The organism is Streptomyces sp. NPDC127068 (genome assembly GCF_042724695.1).
Classification (GTDB): Bacteria; Actinomycetota; Actinomycetes; order Streptomycetales; family Streptomycetaceae; genus Streptomyces.
On sequence record NZ_JBHXEN010000078.1, the window covers coordinates 1 to 17565 of the forward strand.

Here is a 17565-nt window from a genome sequence, read left to right on the forward strand (position 1 = left end):
GCCGGGGCCTTATAAAACACCCCCCCGGCCCCCCCCGCGTTACGCCACTAACGCCTTTTTAGGCCCCCCGGGGTGGGGCCGGGCCCCCCGGGCCGCGTGTCCGGCGCCCCGGCCCACCCCCCGCCGGGCCGACGAGCTGTGCTCACATACCTCATCAGGCGGCTGATGGCCGCCGCAGTGATGCTGGTGGTCATCATCGTGGTGGTCTTCTGCATCTTCTTCCTCATCCCCAAGTGGGCGGGCGTCGACCCGGCCACGATGTACGTGGGCAAGCAGTCCGACGCGGCGGCCGTGGAGGCCGTCCGGCAGAAGCTCCAGCTCGGCGACCCGATCTACGCGCAGGTCCTGGAGTTCTTCAAGGGACTGTTCGTCGGGCGCACCTACGCGGCGGGTGGCGAGGTCACCAACTGCTCCGCCCCGTGCTTCGGCTACTCCTTCCGCAGCGAGCAGGCCATCTGGCCGGTCCTCACCGACCGCCTCCCGGTGACCCTCTCGCTGGCCCTCGGCGCGGCCGTCCTGTGGCTGCTGTTCGGCGTCGCGGCGGGCGTGCTGTCCGCCCTCAAGCGCGGCACCCTCTGGGACCGCTCCGCGATGGTCGTCGCCCTCTCCGGCGTCTCCCTGCCGATCTACTTCACCGCGCTGCTCTCGCTCGCCGTCTTCGACTACGGGCTCGGCCTGGTCGACGGCCAGTACCAGGAGTTCGGGGACGGGTTCGGCGGCTGGTTCCAGGGGCTGCTGCTGCCCTGGGTGACGCTGTCCTTCCTGTACGCCGCGATGTACGCCCGCATCACCCGGGCGACCATGCTCGAAGTGCTCGGCGAGGACTACATCCGCACCGCCCGCGCCAAGGGCCTCACCGAACCGGTCGTCATCGGCAAGCACGCCATGCGCTCCACGATGACCCCGATCCTCACCATGCTCGGGATGGACCTCGGGGCCCTGATCGGCGGCGCGATCCTCACGGAGACCGCCTTCAACCTGCCCGGACTCGGTCAGGCCGTCCTCTCGGCGATCAGCGAACGCGACCTGCCGATCATCCTCGGCGTCACCCTGGTCACCTCGCTCGCGGTGATCGTCGCCAACCTCGCCGTGGACGTCCTCTACGCCGTGATCGACCCCCGAGTGAGGCTCGCATGACCGGACCCCGCACCACCGGGGCGGCCCTCGGCGAACCCGTCGCCGGGGCCCCGGCCCCCACCGCGTTCCTCGACGTGCGCGACCTGAAGGTGCACTTCCCCACCGACGACGGCCTGGTCAAGTCCGTCGACGGGCTCAGCTTCACCCTGGAGAAGGGCAAGACCCTCGGGATCGTCGGCGAGTCCGGCTCCGGCAAGTCCGTGACCTCGCTCGGCATCATGGGCCTGCACACGGCCGGTCAGTACGGCAAGCGCAAGGCCCGGCTCTCCGGGGAGATCTGGCTCGACGGACAAGAGCTGCTGTCCGCCGACCCGGACACGGTGCGCAGGCTGCGCGGCCGGGAGATGGCGATGATCTTCCAGGACCCGCTGTCCGCGCTGCACCCCTACTACACGATCGGCCAACAGATCGTGGAGGCGTACCGCGTCCACCACGACGTCAACAAGAAGACCGCACGCAAGCGGGCTGTCGAGATGCTCGACCGGGTGGGCATCCCCCAGCCCGACAAGCGGGTGGACGGCTACCCGCACGAGTTTTCCGGCGGCATGCGCCAGCGCGCCATGATCGCCATGGCGCTGGTCAACAACCCCGAACTCCTGATCGCGGACGAGCCGACGACCGCCCTCGACGTCACCGTGCAGGCGCAGATCCTCGACCTGATCCGGGACCTCCAGAAGGAGTTCGGCTCCGCGGTCATCGTCATCACCCACGACCTGGGCGTCGTCGCCGAACTCGCCGACGACCTGTTGGTGATGTACGGCGGCCGGTGCGTGGAGCGCGGCCCCGCCGAGCAGGTGTTCTACGAGCCGCGCCACCCCTACACCTGGGGACTGCTCGGCTCGATGCCCCGCCTCGACCGCGAGGAGACCGAGCGCCTCATCCCGGTGAAGGGCTCCCCGCCGTCGCTGATCAACATCCCGGACGGCTGCGCCTTCAACCCCCGCTGCCCGTACGCGGACCTGCCCAAGGACAACGTCACCCGCACGGTCCGTCCCGAACTCTCCGAGGTCGGCAGTGCGCACTGGGCCGCCTGCCACCTGCCGCAGGAGCAGCGGGAGCGTATCTGGACCGAAGAGATTGCGCCCAAGCTGTGAGCGAGGACAACATCGTGACGAGCGACGACAAGGGCTCCGCACCGGTCCCCGGCCCCCGGTCCGGCGCCGCCACCCCGACCGGGGACGCGAGCCCCGGCGAGGTCCTGCTGAAGGTCAGCGGTCTGCGCAAGCACTTCCCGATCCGCAAGGGGCTGCTCCAGCGTCAGGTGGGGGCCGTCAAGGCGGTCGACGGCATCGACTTCGAGGTGCGCGCGGGGGAGACCCTGGGCGTCGTCGGCGAGTCGGGCTGCGGCAAGTCCACGATGGGCCGGCTGATCACCCGACTGCTCGAACCCACCGCCGGCACGGTCGAGTTCCAGGGGCGGGACATCACGCACCTCGGGGTCTCCGGGATGCGGCCGTTGCGGCGCGACGTCCAGATGATCTTCCAGGACCCGTACTCCTCGCTGAACCCGCGGCACACCATCGGCACCATCGTCGGCGCCCCGTTCCGGCTCCAGGGGGTGACCCCCGAGGGCGGCGTCAAGAAGGAGGTCCAGCGGCTCCTGGAGGTGGTCGGGCTCAACCCCGAGCACTACAACCGCTATCCGCACGAGTTCTCCGGCGGTCAGCGCCAGCGCATCGGCATCGCCCGCGCGCTGGCGCTGAAACCGAAGCTGGTCGTCGCGGACGAACCGGTCTCGGCGCTCGACGTGTCGATCCAGGCGCAGGTGGTCAACCTGCTGGACGACCTCCAGACCGAGCTGGGCCTCACCTATGTGATCATCGCCCACGACCTGTCCGTGGTGCGGCACGTGTCGGACCGGATCGCCGTGATGTACCTGGGCAAGATCGTCGAACTGGCGGACCGCAAGTCGCTCTACTCGGCGCCGCTGCACCCGTACACCAAGGCGCTGATGTCGGCGGTGCCGATCCCGGACCCGCGGCGGCGCACGGCTAAGAGCGAACGCATCCTGCTCAAGGGCGACGTCCCCTCGCCGATCTCCCCGCCCAGCGGTTGCCGCTTCCACACCCGGTGCTGGAAGGCGACGGAGGTGTGCGCGGTGGAGGAGCCGGCGTTCGTGGAGCTGAAGCCGAACCAGTCGGTGGCCTGCCACCACCCCGAGAACGCGCCCGACCAGGCGCCCCGGGACACCGTCCGGCTCGCTGCCGCGGCCGATGCGGTGGCGGTGGTGACGGTCGGCAAGGACGCCCCGCCGACCCGCACCGCGGACCCCTCCCGGGTCCAGACCCCCACCGCGGCGGCCGACTCCGACGAGGGCTGAGCCCCGGCCCGGCCGGAGGGGTCCACCCCGGACGCCTCCGGCCGCGGCAGCGCACGGGGACCCGGGGGCGCGGGCGGTTCGACGGGGGTGCGGGGCATCCGCGCGGCGGACGTCGGAACGCCGTGGACGTCGCGCTGTCCGGACCGGGGGAAAATGACCCGGTGTTCCACGATCTGTTCAGTCCCTCCGTCCAGCACGCGCTGGACCTCGTCGGGATCTTCGTCTTCGCCATCTCCGGCGCCCTGCTGGCCGTCCGCAAGAACTTCGACGTCTTCGGCATCGCCGTGCTCGCCGAGGTCACCGCCCTCGGCGGCGGTCTCTTCCGGGACCTCGTCATCGGCGCGGTGCCGCCGGCCGCCTTCACCGACCTCGGCTACCTGCTCACCCCCCTGCTGGCGGCGGCCCTGGTGTTCTTCCTCCACCCCGAGGTGGAGCGCATCCAGACGGGCGTGAACGTCTTCGACGCGATGGGCCTCGGCCTGTTCTGCGTCACGGGCACCGCCAAGGCGTACGAGTACGGGCTCGGCCTCACCGCCTCGGCCGTCCTGGGGCTGGCGACCGCGGTCGGCGGGGGAGTCCTGCGGGACATGATCGCGAACGAGGTCCCGTCCCTGGTCCGCTGGGACCGCGACCTGTACGCCGTCCCCGCGATGGTCGGCGCGGCCATCGTGGCGCTGTGCCTCAAGTACGACGCGTTGAACGGTCTCACCGGCGGGATCGCCGCGGTCACCGCGTTCGCGCTGCGGCTGCTGGCGTTGCGCTACCACTGGCGGGCGCCGCGCGCCTGGAACCGCCGCTCGACGGCCGTGGAGGCGCCGGAGTAGCGGCCCGCGACGTCCCGGTGTTCCGGACGGCACGGAAAGCTACCGCTTAGTAGGTGAATGTTGTACCGTGCCGCCATGTCTGAAGCACCGACGAAGGCGACGATCGGCACCAGCGAGTTCGACCGGGACACCGCCGTCACCGAGCGCCCCGGCCACCCCGGCGTGTACGACGCCGAACTCTCCGCGGGGTGGACGATCATCTCCGCGATCAACGGCGGCTACCTCCTCGCCCTCGTCGGCCGCGCACTCGCCCACGCCCTGCCGCACCCGGACCCCTTCTCCCTCTCGGCCCACTACCTCACCCCCTCCCGGCCGGGCCCCGCGGTCGTCCGCACCGCACCCGTCCGCACCGGCCGCACCCTCTCCACCGGCCAGGCGTCCCTCTTCCAGTACGACGACCGGGGCCACGAGGTCGAACGACTGCGCGTCCTCGCCTCCTACGGCGACCTGGACGCCCTCGCCGACGACGTCCGCACCACCGCGCAGCCGCCCGCCCTGCCGCCCTACGACCGGTGCTTCGGCCCGCAGGACATGCCCGGCGAGAGCCCCGTACCCGGCAGCAGCGCCATCACCGAACGACTGACCCTGCGGCTCGACCCGGCCACCCTCGGCTGGGCCCTCGGCGCGCCCTCCGGCAAGGGCGAGATGCGCTCCTGGTTCGGACTCGCCGACGGCCGCGACCCCGACCCGCTGTCCCTGCTGCTCGCCGTGGACGCCCTGCCGCCCACCGCCTTCGAGCTGGGGCTGACGGGCTGGGTGCCCACCGTCGAGCTCACCGCGCACATCCGCTGCCGCCCCGCACCCGGGCCGCTGCGGGTCTCCGTCACCACCCGCAACCTCGCCGGGGGCTTCCTGGAGGAGGACGCCGAGGTCTGGGACGACGCGGGTCGCCTCGTCGCCCAGTCCCGTCAGCTCGCCCGCGCCCCGCTCGGCTGACCGCTCGGTCGACGGGACGGCGGGGCGACGGGGCGGCGGGGCGGACGGCTCGTCGGGCGGCCGGTGCACGGCTCCGCCCGGCCCGGGCGCGCGGGGCGCAGGGGCGCACACCGGGGCACGGGGGCCGGCCCGGGCGGATGTGCCCGGCCTCGGCTCGTAGAATCGACGCACCATGGCCTACCTCGACCACGCCGCGACCACTCCGATGCTCCCGGAGGCGATCGAGGCGATGACCGCCCAGCTGACCGTCACCGGCAACGCGTCCTCCTTGCACGCCGCCGGACGGCGGGCCCGCCGCGCCGTGGAGGAGGCCCGGGAAACCCTCGCCGCCTCCCTCGGCGCACGCCCCAGCGAAGTCGTCTTCACCTCCGGCGGCACCGAGGCCGACAACCTCGCCGTCAAGGGCCTGTACTGGTCCCGCAGGGACGCCGACCCGGCCCGTACCCGGGTCCTCGCCAGCCCCGTCGAGCACCACGCCGTGCTGGACGCCGTGCACTGGCTCGGCGAACACGAGGGCGCCACCGTCGAGTACCTGCCCGTCGACGCCTACGGCAGGGTCCACCCCCACGCGCTGCGCGAGGCGATAGCCAGGAATCCGGCGGACGTGGCGCTGGTGACCGTGATGTGGGCCAACAACGAGATCGGCACCGTCCTGCCGGTGCAGGAACTCGCCGCGGTGGCAGCCGAGTTCGGGGTGCCGATGCACGCCGACGCGGTGCAGGCCGTCGGACAGCTCCCGGTCGACTTCGCGGCCTCGGGACTCGCCGCGATGACCGTCTCCGGCCACAAGATCGGCGGCCCGTACGGGATCGGGGCGCTCCTGCTCGGCCGCTCCTGGACGCCCGTGCCGGTGCTCCACGGCGGCGGACAGGAACGACACGTGCGCTCCGGGACGCTCGACGCCCCCGCGATCGTGGCCTTCTCCGTCGCCGGACGCGTCGCGACCGAACAACAGCCCTGGTTCGCCCGCGAGATCGGCGCGCTCCGCGACGAGCTGGTGCGCGCGGTGCGGCAGACCGTTCCGGACGCCGTCCTCGGCGGCGACCCGGCCGACCGGCTCCCCGCGAACGCCCACTTCTCCTTCCCCGGCTGCGAGGGCGACTCGCTGCTGCTGCTGCTCGACGCCCAGGGCATCGAGTGCTCGACCGGCTCCGCCTGCACGGCGGGCGTCGCCCAGCCCAGTCACGTCCTGCTCGCCACCGGCACCGACCCCGACCTGGCCCGGGGCACCCTCCGCTTCTCGCTGGGCCACACCTCCACCCGGCAGGACGTGGCCGCGGTCGCCGGGGCGATCGGCGCCGCGGTCACCCGCGCCCGCGACGCCGGCCTCACCTGAGCATTCGCCCGCCCCCGTGGCGCGCGGGCGCCCGCCCCTCGCTCAATCCGAGGCGCGGGTCGCCTCCGACGAGGGCGAGCCGCTCGGCCGCTCCTCCAACCGCTTCAGCTCGGCCCGCACCAGCGGTATGTACCGCTTCCAGTCCCAGTGCGGCCCCGGGTCCGTGTGCGTGGCGCCGGGCACCTCCACGTGCCCCACGATGTGCTTCCGGTCGGGCTCGATCTCGTACCGCTGACAGATCCGCGCGGTCAGCCGTGCCGAGGCCGCGTACATCGCGTCGGTGAACGACGAGGCCCGGTCCACCCACCCCTCGTGCTCGATGCCCACGCTGCGCTGGTTGTAGTCCCGGTTCCCCGCGTGGTACGCGACGTCCAGCTCCCGGATCATCTGGGTGACGTGCCCGTCCTTGCGCACGATGTAGTGCGTGGCCGCCCCGTGCCCGGGGTCCTGGAACACCCGCACCGCACTGTCGAAGCCGCCCTGCGTGACATGGATGACCACCCGGTCGATCCGGTAGTCGTCGGGGCGGTCGGCCCGCCGCAGGTTCGCCGGGGACGCGGCCACCCACCGGGCGCCGGTGAAGTCCACCGCCCCGTCGACCCGGGGCTTCGTCACCCCCGGGGCGCGGTACCACAGCTCCGACACCTCGTCCCGCAGCCCGATCCCCGCGCCGACCACGGCCACCCCGCCCCCGATGAGCAGCGCGCGCCGCCCGACCCGCGGCCCCTGGTCACCGGTCTGCCGCCGCTTCTTCTGCTCCGCCATGCGAGTCACAACGGATACTCGCGGGATTCGGTTCCCCGGGCCCTTTACCCTGGAGTGGTGATGACTGAGACCCCGCAGCGTCCCCTCCGTGTCCTGGCCGCCATGTCCGGCGGAGTGGACTCCGCCGTAGCCGCCGCCCGCGCCGTGGAAGCCGGGCACGACGTGACCGGCGTGCACCTCGCGCTGTCCGCGAACCCGCAATCGTTCCGCACGGGCGCGCGGGGCTGCTGCACCATCGAGGACTCCCGTGACGCACGGCGCGCGGCCGACGTCATCGGCATCCCGTTCTACGTGTGGGACCTCGCCGACCGCTTCCGCGAGGACGTGGTGGAGGACTTCGTCGCGGAGTACGAGGCGGGCCGCACCCCGAACCCGTGCCTGCGCTGCAACGAGAAGATCAAGTTCGCGGCGCTGCTGGACAAGGCGCTCGCGCTCGGCTTCGACGCGGTGTGCACCGGCCACTACGCCCGCGTGGTCACCCTCGCCGACGGCAGCCGGGAACTGCACCGGGCCTCCGACATGGCCAAGGACCAGTCGTACGTCCTCGGGGTGCTGGACGAGCGGCAGCTCGCCCACGCGCTGTTCCCGCTCGGCGACACGGTCACCACCAAGGAGGAGATCCGCGCGGAGGCCGAGCGGCGGGACCTCGCGGTGGCGAAGAAGCCCGACAGCCACGACATCTGCTTCATCGCCGACGGCGACACCCAGGGCTTCCTGGCCGCCCGCCTCGGCAAGGCCGAGGGTGACATCCTCGACGAGTCCGGTACGAAGATCGGCACCCACGACGGTGCCTACGGCTACACGATCGGCCAGCGCAAGGGCCTGCGCATCGGGCACCCCGCGGCGGACGGCAAGCCCCGCTACGTGCTCGACATCTCCCCGGTCAGCAACACCGTCACGGTCGGGCCGGCCGCGGCGCTGGACGTCACCGCGCTGACCGCGGTGCGGCCCCGCTGGTGCGGCACGGCTCCGACCGGTGCCGCCTCGTACACGGCTCAGCTGCGCGCCCACGGCGGGGAGTCGGAGGTCACCGCGGAGTTCGACGGCGGGGAGCTGCGGGTCCGGTTCGTCGATCCGGTGCGGGGGGTCGCTCCCGGTCAGGCGATCGTGCTCTACGACGGCACGCGGGTCGTCGGGTCGGCGACGATCGCGACGACGCGGCGGGCTGTGGTCAGCGCGTAAACGCTTCCCGCTGTGGGGTGCGTCGTCCGGTGCGGGTGCGCTGTGGTTGCCCGCGCCGTTCCCCGCGCCCCTTGGGTGCGTCCCTGCGGGGCTGCGGTGTTCCGCACAGGTGCGTTGTGCTTCCTGCGGTGCTTGCTTGGCTGCGGGTGCGTCGTTGGTTGCTCGCGCAGTTCCCCGCGCCCCTATGGGGCTCGCCCAGCGGCACTTGTCCCGCGGCGCTCGTCCTGCGGGGCTCCGCCGGCCTGGAGTGCCCCGATCAGGGGCGCGGGGAACTGCGCAAATCCGGGACGCGCCCACACAGAACAGCGCAGCCCGACCGGGACGCACCCCTCCAGGGGCGCGGGGAACTGCGCGAAACCGGGGCGTACCCGAGCGGCACAGCGCAGCCCGACCGGGACGCACCCGAGGGGCGCGGGGAACTGCGCGGGCAAGCACGACGGACCTGCACGGCACAGCGCACCCACGCGGAAACGCACCGAAGGGGCGCGGGGAACTGCGCGGGTGACCACGACGTACCCGCACGGGGAACCAGGGACGCCCCCGGGTCCGCAGGAGCAACGTTCATCCCCGTACCGTGACGGGATGAACATCTGTGTCTTCCTGTCCGCCGCCGACCTCGACGAGCGCTACACCCGCCCCGCGCGGCAGTTCGCCGAACTCCTCGGCAGGGGAGGCCACACCCTGGTGTGGGGCGGCTCCGACTCGGGCCTGATGAAGGTCGTCGCGGACGGCGTCCAGCAGGCCGGTGGCCGACTGCTCGGCGTCTCCGTGGAGTTCCTGTCGCAGTTCGCCCGACCCGGCACCGACGAGATGCTCGTCGCCCGGGACCTCGCCGAACGCAAGGCGCTGCTCCTGGAGAAGGCCGACGCGATCGTGGTGCTGGTCGGCGGCATGGGCACCCTGGACGAGGCCACCGACATCCTGGAGCTGCGCAAGCACGGCAAGCACACCAAGCCCGTGGTCGTCCTCAACACGGCCGGCTTCTACGACGGGCTCCGCACACAGTTCCGGCGCATGGACGAGGAGGGCTTCCTCCCGATGCCGCTGACCGAGCTGGTGTTCTTCGCCGAGGAGCCGGTGGGCGCCCTCGCGTACCTGGAGGAGTCGTTCGGCACCGTCTGAGCACCCGGTGCGACGATGGGGCCATGGCAACTCATGTGATCACCGGGGCCGGCTCCGGCATCGGCGCGGCCCTCGCGCAGCGCCTGCACGCGCGCGGCGACGACCTCGTGCTCCTCGCGCGCGACGCGGGCCGGGCCAAGGAACTGGCGGCCCGGTTCCCCGGCGCCCGCACCCTCGTCGGTGACCTCTCCGACCCGGACAAGCTGTCCTGGGCCTTCTCCCACCAGACCCTGCCCGACCGGGTCGACTCGCTGATCCACAGCGCCGGAGTCATCGACCTCGGACCGGTCGGCGAACTCACCCCCAAGACCTGGCGCCACCAACTCAACGTCAACCTGATCGCACCCGCCGAGCTGACCCGTCACTTCCTGCCGCAACTCCGCGTCACCCAGGGCCACCTGATCTTCATCAACTCCGGTTCCGGGCTGCGCGCCCGCGGCGACTGGTCCGCGTACGCCGCGTCCAAGCACGGACTGCGGGCCCTCGCCGACTCGCTGCGCGAGGAGGAGCAGGGCAGCGGCGTCCGCGTGACGTCCGTCTACCCCGGTCGCACCGCCAGCGCCATGCAGGCCAAGGTCCACCAGCAGGAGGGCAAGGAGTACGAGCCCGGCCGCTGGATCGCCCCGGACACCGTCGCCACCACCGTCCTCACCGCGCTCGACCTCCCCCGGGACGCCGAGATCAACGACCTGTCGGTGCGCCCCTCGGCCCACTGACCCGCCGCCCGCCGTCGTCGCCCCCCGGTCGTCGTCACGGGCGGCCGGCGGCGACGCCCCGCGGGTCTCGTAGTCTTCCCGGGTGAGCAACCACGACAACACGGCGTTCCGGCCCGGCCCCGCCACCGGCGTCGGCTCCATGCCCGGCCAGGACGCCCAGGAAGCCGTCAAGACCGTCGTCGGGACCTTCGCGGACGGCCAGGGCACCCCGTACCTGCCCGAACTCCCCGCGCGCGGCCCCGGCGCCGACATGATCGGCCGCACCGCCGGACTGCTCGTCGACCTCTACGCCCGGGTGGAGCCCAGCGGCTGGCGGATCGGCGACCGCCCCGGCCGGGACACCCGCCGCGCACACGGCTGGCTGCGCCAGGACCTCGACGCGCTGGAGGAGCACACCCAGGGCTACCGGGGACCGCTGAAGGTGCAGGCGGTCGGGCCGTGGACGCTCGCCGCCGCCCTGGAACTGCGGGGCGGCGAGGTCGCCCTGTCCGACCCCGGCGCCTGCCGGGACCTCGCAGGATCGCTCGCCGAGGGCGTCCGCACGCACCTCGCCGAGGTCGCCCGCCGGGTCCCCGGCGCCCAACTGGTGCTCCAGTACGACGAACCCTCGCTCACCGCAGTCCTGCGCGGCCAGATCAAGACGGCCAGCGGCTACCGCACCCACCGCGCCCCGGACCGGCAGACCGTGGAAGCGGCGCTCCGCGACCTGTTCGACGTCCACGACGGTCCCGTCGTCGTCCACTCCTGCGCCCCCGACGTGCCCTTCGCCCTGCTGCGCCGCTCCGGCGTCGACGCCGTCTCCTTCGACCTCTCCCTCCTCACCGAACGTGACGACGAGATCATCGGTGAAGCCGTCGAGGCCGGCACGAAGCTCTTCGCCGGTGTCGTGCCCGGCACCGACGCCGCGTTGTCAGACCCTGCCGGTAGCGTCGGGGGTGTCAGGACGCTGTGGCGCAGGTTGGGGCTACGGCCGGGACTGCTGAGTGACTCGGTCACGCTCACCCCGGCGTGTGGTCTCGCCGGCGCGTCCCCCGGGTACGCCCGGGAGGCGCTCGCCCACTGCGTCCGGGCGGCGAGATCCCTCGCGGACAACCCAGAGTGACCAACGGGAGGACAGACGTGACCGGCGAAGAGCACGCAGGGACCGCACCGGTGCCCGCCGAGGCGCGCGAACGGCACGCGCGGCTCGCCGAGGAGATCGAGGAGCACCGCTTCCGGTACTACGTCAAGGACCAGCCCGTCGTCAGCGACGCCGAGTTCGACCGGCTGATGCGGGACCTGGAGCGCCTGGAGGACGAGCACCCCGAGCTGCGCACCCCCGATTCGCCCACCCAGCAGGTCTCCGTCGCCTACGAGACCGAACTCACCGAGGTCCAGCACCGGGAGCGGATGCTCTCCCTCGACAACGCGTTCGACGACGAGGGCCTGACCACCTGGGCCGAGCGCATCGCCCGCGACGTCGGCACCACGGACTACCACTTCCTGTGCGAACTGAAGGTCGACGGCCTCGCCGTCAACCTCACCTACGAGGACGGCCGGCTCACCCGCGCCGCCACCCGGGGCGACGGCCGCACCGGCGAGGACATCACCCCCAACGTCCGGACCATCGCCGAGATCCCGCACCGCCTCCAGGGCGACCGCGTCCCCGCCTTGGTGGAGATCCGCGGCGAGGTCTACTTCCCGATGGACGCCTTCGAAGCGCTCAACGAACGCCGGGTCAAGGCGGGCGAGAAGCCGTACGCCAACCCCCGCAACTCCGCCTCCGGCTCGCTGCGCCAGAAGGACCCCAAGGTCACCGCCACGCTCCCGTTGCACATGGTGGTGCACGGCATCGGCGCCCGCGAGGGCCTGGAGATCGACCGGCTGTCCGAGGCGTACGCCCTGCTCCACGAGTGGGGCCTGCCCACCGCCCGGCACAACGAGGTGGTGGACTCGATCGAGGGCGTGCGCGCCTTCATCGCGCACTACGGCGCCCACCGCCACTCGATGGAGCACGAGATCGACGGCGTGGTCGTCAAGCTCGACGAGATCCCCCTCCAGGGCCGCTTGGGCTCCACCTCCCGCGCGCCCCGCTGGGCCATCGCCTGGAAGTACCCGCCGGAGGAGGTCAACACCAAGCTCGTCAACATCCGCGTCGGCGTCGGCCGCACCGGCCGCGTCACCCCCTACGCCCAGGTCGAACCGGTCGTCGTCGCCGGCTCGGAGGTCGAGTTCGCGACCCTCCACAACCAGGAGGTCGTCAAGGCGAAGGACGTCCGCGTCGGGGACACCGTCGTCATCCGCAAGGCCGGGGAGGTGATCCCCGAGATCCTCAGCCACGTCCCCGAACTCCGCGACCCGGACGCGCCCGCGTTCGAGATGCCCACCGAGTGCCCCGAGTGCGGCACGCCGCTGAAGGCCATGAAGGAGGGCGACATCGACCTCCGCTGTCCGAACGCCCGCACCTGCCCGGCCCAACTGCGGGAGCGGCTGTTCTACCTCGCGGGCCGCAAGTCCCTCGACATCGACCACTTCGGCTACGTGTCCGCCGCCGCGCTCACCAAGCCCCTGGAGCCTGCGGAGCCGCCGCTCAAGGACGAGGGCGACCTGTTCGACCTGACGATCGAACAGCTGCTGCCCATCAAGGCGTACGTCCTCGACCCCGACAGCGGACTGCCCAAGCGGGACCCGGAGACCGGCCTGGAGAAGGTCGCCACCGTCTTCGCCAACCAGGAGGGCGAACCCAAGAAGAACGCCCTGGCCATGCTGGAGGCCATCGCCGCCGCCAAGGAACGCCCGCTGGCCCGTTTCCTGACCGGTCTGTCGATCCGTCACGTCGGCCCGGTCGCCGCCGAAGCGCTCGCCCGCGAGTTCCGTTCCATCGACCGGCTCGCCGAGGCCACCGAGGAGCAGCTCATCGCCACCGACGGGGTCGCGGACACCACCGCCGCCGCCGTCCGCCAGTGGTTCGAAGAGCCCTGGCACCAGGAGATCGTCCGCAAGTGGAAGGCCGCGGGCGCCCGGATGGAGGACGCGTCCGCGGGGGAGGACGAGGGCCCCCGCCCCCTGGCGGGACTCACCGTGGTCGTCACCGGCACCCTGACCCACCACACCCGTGACGGGGCGAAGGAGGCCCTTCAGTCACGCGGCGCCAAAGTGACCGGATCGGTGTCCAAGAAGACCTCGTTCGTCGTGGTCGGTGACAACCCAGGGTCGAAATCCGACAAGGCGATGCAGCTGAAGGTGCCGGTCCTGAACGAAGAAGGCTTCGCCGTCCTGCTGGAACAGGGCCCGGACGCGGCCCGGGAGGCGGCTCTCCCCATCGAGGAATAGCCGTCTTCCCGTCCCTCGCACAGCCCCATCAGCTCACCCGTTCGGCGCATATCAGATGGTTAGGGGTGGCCCGGTCGCATTCGGGCAACCGTCGCCGACCGCTGCCCCTGGACGGCCTCCGCAGCCTACTGTGGGAATAAGCGCCCGCCGTGGCCCGCTGCGTGGCGGGTCATCAGACGCGCGTTCGATGGCGGTGCACGGCGGAACGACGCGTGGCGCGGGCACCGCCGGCTGTGAGAGGGACGGAATGGAATCGAGCGAGAGGGCCGCCCCGGACGCGGGCGTGCGCGCCCGCCGCATCCCGCGCGCCTGGCTCACCGGCCGCAGACGGACGGGCGACCCCGCGCAGCCCGTCACCCACGGCGCCCGCCCCTACCCGGACACCGACCCGGCGACGCGCGGCGCCTGGCCCGCCCTCGCCATCGCGGTCGGCTCCCTCGCCGCGGTCGTCCTGGGCCTCGGCGCCTGGAGCGCCGTCAGCGGCGACCGCGCGCTGTTCCCGTCCGGCACCGTGGGCTGGTCCCTCGCCCTGCTCACCGGACTCACCGTGGGGCACCTCGTGGCCCTCGGCCGGGGCCGCTGGTGGGGCGCCACCGGCTCCGGCTCCGCCCTCACCCTCGCCGTGCTCCTGCTGTACGGATGGATCCCCGCCGGCATGGTCAGCCTGACCGTCGTCGTCCTGGTGGGGGTCGCCCGACGGGGGCGCTGGCGGCAGGGCTTACTGCACGGCGCCGTCGACGTGCTCGGCATCGGCTCGGGTGCGCTGCTGCTCGCGGCCTGCGGAGTCGTCCCCACCGTCGAACGGCCCTGGCAGCCCGAGACCTGGGACCTGTACACCGTTCCGCAGGTCTCCCTCGCGGCGGCGGCCTATCTGACCGTCACCCGCCTGCTCCTGTGGTACCTCCACGCTCCGAACCCGGCGGGCCTGCCCACGATCGCCCGCACCGCCCTGCTGCGGCAGGGCCTGGTCGGGGTCGCGCTGCTGGGCATAGCCCCGCTGATCTGCGTCGTCGCCACGGCGATGCCGGTGCTGCTGCCGCTGTTCGTCGTCCCGCTGGTCACCCTCGACTCCACCCTGTGGATCGCCCGGGCCCGGGCCGAGGAACAGTTGCGCGATCCGCTCACCAAGTTGCCGAACCGTCAGTGGCTCCTCGAACGCACCTGGGCGGCCCTCGACGACGCCGACCGGATCGGCGCCAGATCCGCACTGATGCTGATCGACCTGGACCGCTTCCGGTCCGTCAATGACACCCTCGGTCATCTCGCGGGCGACCGGCTCCTCCTCCAGATCGCCGACCGGCTCCGGGTCGCCCTGCCCCGCGGCGCCGAAGCCGCACGCCTCGGCGGCGACGAGTTCGCGGTACTCCTGCCCATCGCCGACTCCACCACCTCCGCCACCCGGGTCGCCCGCTCCGTGGTCACCGCCCTCGGCTCGCCCCTCGACCTCGACGGGCTCACCCTCGTCCTGGAGGCCAGCGCCGGACTCGCCGTCTTCCCCGACCACGCCCTCGACGCCGAGGGACTGCTACGGCGCGCCGACATCGCCATGTACCAGGCCAAGCGGGACCGCACCGGCGTGGAGGTCTACGAATCGAAGCGGGACTCCAACACCCCCGACCGGCTCGGACTCCTCGGTGACCTCCGACGCGCCCTCGACACCGGTGACGTCCAACTCCACTACCAGCCCAAGGTCCGCTTCGACGGACAGGTCGCCGGCCTCGAAGCCCTGGTGCGGTGGGTGCACCCGGAGCGCGGACGGGTCCCCCCGGACGAGTTCATCGCCATCGCCGAGTCCTCCGGACTGATGCCGCACCTCACCGAGTACGTGCTGGAGACCGCCCTCGCCCAGGTCGCCCGCTGGCGCGCCCAGGGCCTACGGGTCCCCGTCGCCGTGAACGTCTCGCCCCGCGACGTCCACACCCCCGGCTTCGCCGGCTCGGTGGCCGCCCGGCTCGCCCGGCACGCGGTGCCCGCCGCCGCCCTCCAACTGGAGATCACCGAACACGTCCTGCTCGAAGACCCGCAGCGGGCCGCGGACACCCTCGCCGGACTCGCCGGCCACGGCGTGAAGATGTCCCTCGACGACTTCGGCACCGGGTACTCGTCCCTGGTCCACCTCCGACGCCTGCCGGTCAGCGAACTGAAGATCGACCGGTCCTTCGTGGCCCGGCTCGCCATCGACAACGAGGACGCCGAGATCGTGCGCTGCACGGTCGACCTCGCCCACTCGCTGGGACTCCTCGTCGTCGCGGAGGGCGTCGAGGACGACGAGACCTGGGAGCGGTTGCGCGACCTCGGCTGCGATGCCGTGCAGGGGTGGTTGGTCGCCGCGGCGATGCCTCCGGAGGAGGCCACGGCATGGCTGCTCGCCCGGGGTTCCCGCGGCTGGCAGCGCCCCCGGGCCACCCTCCCGGCCGTCGAAACGGAATGAGCCCGGACGCGATCCTCCGGGGCCGCCGGTCCGCAGCGAGGGCATCGCGTCGGTCGAACGCCAGATCTTCGTCTTCACCGGGGACGTCCAGCCCGCTCCCGGGCGACCGACGGCTCCTTCGCCCGTACGTCGGCGCTGACGTGCGGGCGGGTCTCCCGCCACGATTCCCCGTCAAGGGTCACCTGGTGCACCCGTGCACGGCCACGGGTGCCAAGCTGGCAGAGCCCGACCTCTAGGCACAGGAGTGTGCGCTCATGCAGAAGTGCCCGCGCTGCGGCGGTACGGCTGTGGCCGACCCTGAACACGCCACCGCACGCTGGTGTCTGTCCTGCTGGCACGGCTGGGCGCTCCCGCGAGAACCGTCCTGCGGAGGTCCGTTGCCGCGACTCGCATCCGGACTCCGCGTGCTACACGAGTCGCGACACCTCAACCGCTGACAGCGCAGCGCACGGCCGCCCCTCGGCGCTCAGGCGGATCCCCGCTCACTCCTTGCTCGCCTGATCGAGTGCGCGGGTGACGGCTCGTGCGTTCTGGCCGTGCAGGGACTCTTCCAGGCTGTTCTCGTCCGGGCGGGAGAAGCGTTCGCCGCGTGCCACGTCCTCCCCGCTCAGCTCGCGTCCGCACCACTCGCCCTGGCCTACGGTCCGATCGTCGAACGGGAGGGCGGCGCCCTCTCCGAGAACGGTCCACTGGCCGTCGATCCAACGCAGGGCGAGCAGGTACGTGTGGCCTACTTCCAGTCGGGGTGCGTTCGCATACGTGTCCTTGAAGCGGTTGCCGGTTTCCCTGAACACACGCCAGCCGGGGGCCACGAGAGCGAATTCGTCGCCCAGTGAGTGTTCGGGCTGCTCGCCGGTCCAGAGGGAGTCTTCGGCCTTCAGCGTTACTTTGCGTTCGACCTTGTAAGCGAAAATCCCGTTCGGATAGTCGTGTCGGTTGATGTCTTGTTCCTTGACCGGGGTGGCCACGACCACGTGGTCTGCCTGATCGACCCAGTCCTCAGCGGTCTGCGACGGGTACAGGTCGCTGCCGAGTCCGCAGCCGGCCACGGTGTCCAGTCCGGAGCTGCCGACCAGCACACCTGCGACGATGCCGACGAGCGCCAGGCCGGCGATGACGGGACCACCCGTGAGGCGGTCCGGGAAGTTCGCTCCTCGCATGGCTACCGCGCCCCCGGTGCGGTGTCGGTAGGTGCGGCGATGGGAAGGACGCGTAACAGTGCGCGGCGCTTCAGCATGTGGATCTCCCCCTGGTAGGTGATGGTGAGCCCGCTCACGATGGAGCGGAACTCCCAGCCCGCGAAGGGAGTGCGACGTCGAAGGGCGACGTCGTGGCTGATGCCACGGCATGACGAGGTCTTCCGCAGCGGCCGAATCCCCCGTGACTGGCCGAAATGCGCGAGAGGCGGACCACTCAGGATCTGCCTGACACGGCGATCACTCTAAACGCAAACCGATGAGGTCGAACCAGACGCGAGTTCCCGC

14 protein-coding genes are annotated in these 17565 nt (G+C 72.1%); 12 read left to right on the forward strand and 2 right to left on the reverse strand.

Going from position 1 to position 17565, the window contains the following annotated elements; translation table 11 throughout:
* Positions 1-138: 138 nt before the first annotated feature.
* From ACFWIA_RS32590 to ACFWIA_RS32615, 6 genes are all read left to right on the forward strand, one after another.
* Positions 139-1137: an ABC transporter permease gene (locus ACFWIA_RS32590; protein ID WP_387010866.1), complete on the forward strand. Its 999-nt coding sequence runs from the start codon at positions 139-141 to the stop codon at positions 1135-1137.
* A complete protein-coding gene (locus tag ACFWIA_RS32595) occupies positions 1134-2231 on the forward strand; it encodes an ABC transporter ATP-binding protein (protein WP_387010867.1) in 1098 nt (365 codons plus the stop codon). The genes ACFWIA_RS32590 and ACFWIA_RS32595 overlap by 4 nt, the downstream gene beginning before the upstream one ends.
* A 14-nt stretch (positions 2232-2245) precedes the next feature.
* Positions 2246-3457 (forward strand): ABC transporter ATP-binding protein, encoded by a 1212-nt coding sequence (locus ACFWIA_RS32600; RefSeq protein ID WP_387010868.1) that lies wholly within the window; start codon positions 2246-2248, stop codon positions 3455-3457.
* Positions 3458-3618: 161 nt separating this feature from the next.
* Positions 3619-4281: a trimeric intracellular cation channel family protein gene (locus ACFWIA_RS32605; protein WP_385496227.1), complete on the forward strand. Its 663-nt coding sequence runs from the start codon at positions 3619-3621 to the stop codon at positions 4279-4281.
* A gap of 57 nt (positions 4282-4338) precedes the next feature.
* Positions 4339-5217: a thioesterase family protein gene (locus ACFWIA_RS32610; RefSeq protein ID WP_387010869.1), complete on the forward strand. Its 879-nt coding sequence runs from the start codon at positions 4339-4341 to the stop codon at positions 5215-5217.
* 172 nt (positions 5218-5389) lie between these two features.
* Positions 5390-6553: a cysteine desulfurase family protein gene (locus ACFWIA_RS32615; RefSeq protein WP_387010870.1), complete on the forward strand. Its 1164-nt coding sequence runs from the start codon at positions 5390-5392 to the stop codon at positions 6551-6553.
* 42 nt (positions 6554-6595) lie between these two features.
* Here the strand turns inward: ACFWIA_RS32615 and ACFWIA_RS32620 are convergent, their stop codons facing one another.
* Entirely contained in the window at positions 6596-7318 is a 723-nt protein-coding gene (locus ACFWIA_RS32620; RefSeq protein ID WP_387010871.1) for an N-acetylmuramoyl-L-alanine amidase, read from the reverse strand.
* A gap of 60 nt (positions 7319-7378) precedes the next feature.
* Between ACFWIA_RS32620 and mnmA the strand changes: the two genes are divergently transcribed.
* The 6 genes from mnmA (at position 7379) to ACFWIA_RS32650 (ending at position 16081) form a co-directional block, all read left to right on the forward strand.
* Complete coding sequence (gene mnmA / locus ACFWIA_RS32625) at positions 7379-8500, forward strand: tRNA 2-thiouridine(34) synthase MnmA (protein ID WP_387010887.1); 1122 nt, start codon at positions 7379-7381, stop codon at positions 8498-8500.
* 582 nt (positions 8501-9082) lie between these two features.
* Complete coding sequence (locus ACFWIA_RS32630) at positions 9083-9622, forward strand: TIGR00730 family Rossman fold protein (RefSeq protein ID WP_387010872.1); 540 nt, start codon at positions 9083-9085, stop codon at positions 9620-9622.
* Positions 9623-9645: 23 nt separating this feature from the next.
* Entirely contained in the window at positions 9646-10338 is a 693-nt protein-coding gene (locus tag ACFWIA_RS32635) for an SDR family oxidoreductase (protein WP_387010873.1), read from the forward strand.
* Between the two features lie 82 nt (positions 10339-10420).
* Positions 10421-11440 (forward strand): methionine synthase, encoded by a 1020-nt coding sequence (locus ACFWIA_RS32640; protein ID WP_387010874.1) that lies wholly within the window; start codon positions 10421-10423, stop codon positions 11438-11440.
* Positions 11441-11457: 17 nt separating this feature from the next.
* Positions 11458-13650, forward strand: a complete 2193-nt coding sequence (gene ligA, locus ACFWIA_RS32645) for an NAD-dependent DNA ligase LigA (protein ID WP_387010875.1) — start codon at positions 11458-11460, stop codon at positions 13648-13650.
* Between the two features lie 247 nt (positions 13651-13897).
* Positions 13898-16081, forward strand: a complete 2184-nt coding sequence (locus ACFWIA_RS32650) for a putative bifunctional diguanylate cyclase/phosphodiesterase (protein WP_387010876.1) — start codon at positions 13898-13900, stop codon at positions 16079-16081.
* Between the two features lie 482 nt (positions 16082-16563).
* Here the strand turns inward: ACFWIA_RS32650 and ACFWIA_RS32655 are convergent, their stop codons facing one another.
* Positions 16564-17241 (reverse strand): hypothetical protein, encoded by a 678-nt coding sequence (locus ACFWIA_RS32655; RefSeq protein ID WP_387010877.1) that lies wholly within the window; start codon positions 17239-17241, stop codon positions 16564-16566.
* Between the last annotated feature and the right edge of the window lie 324 nt (positions 17242-17565).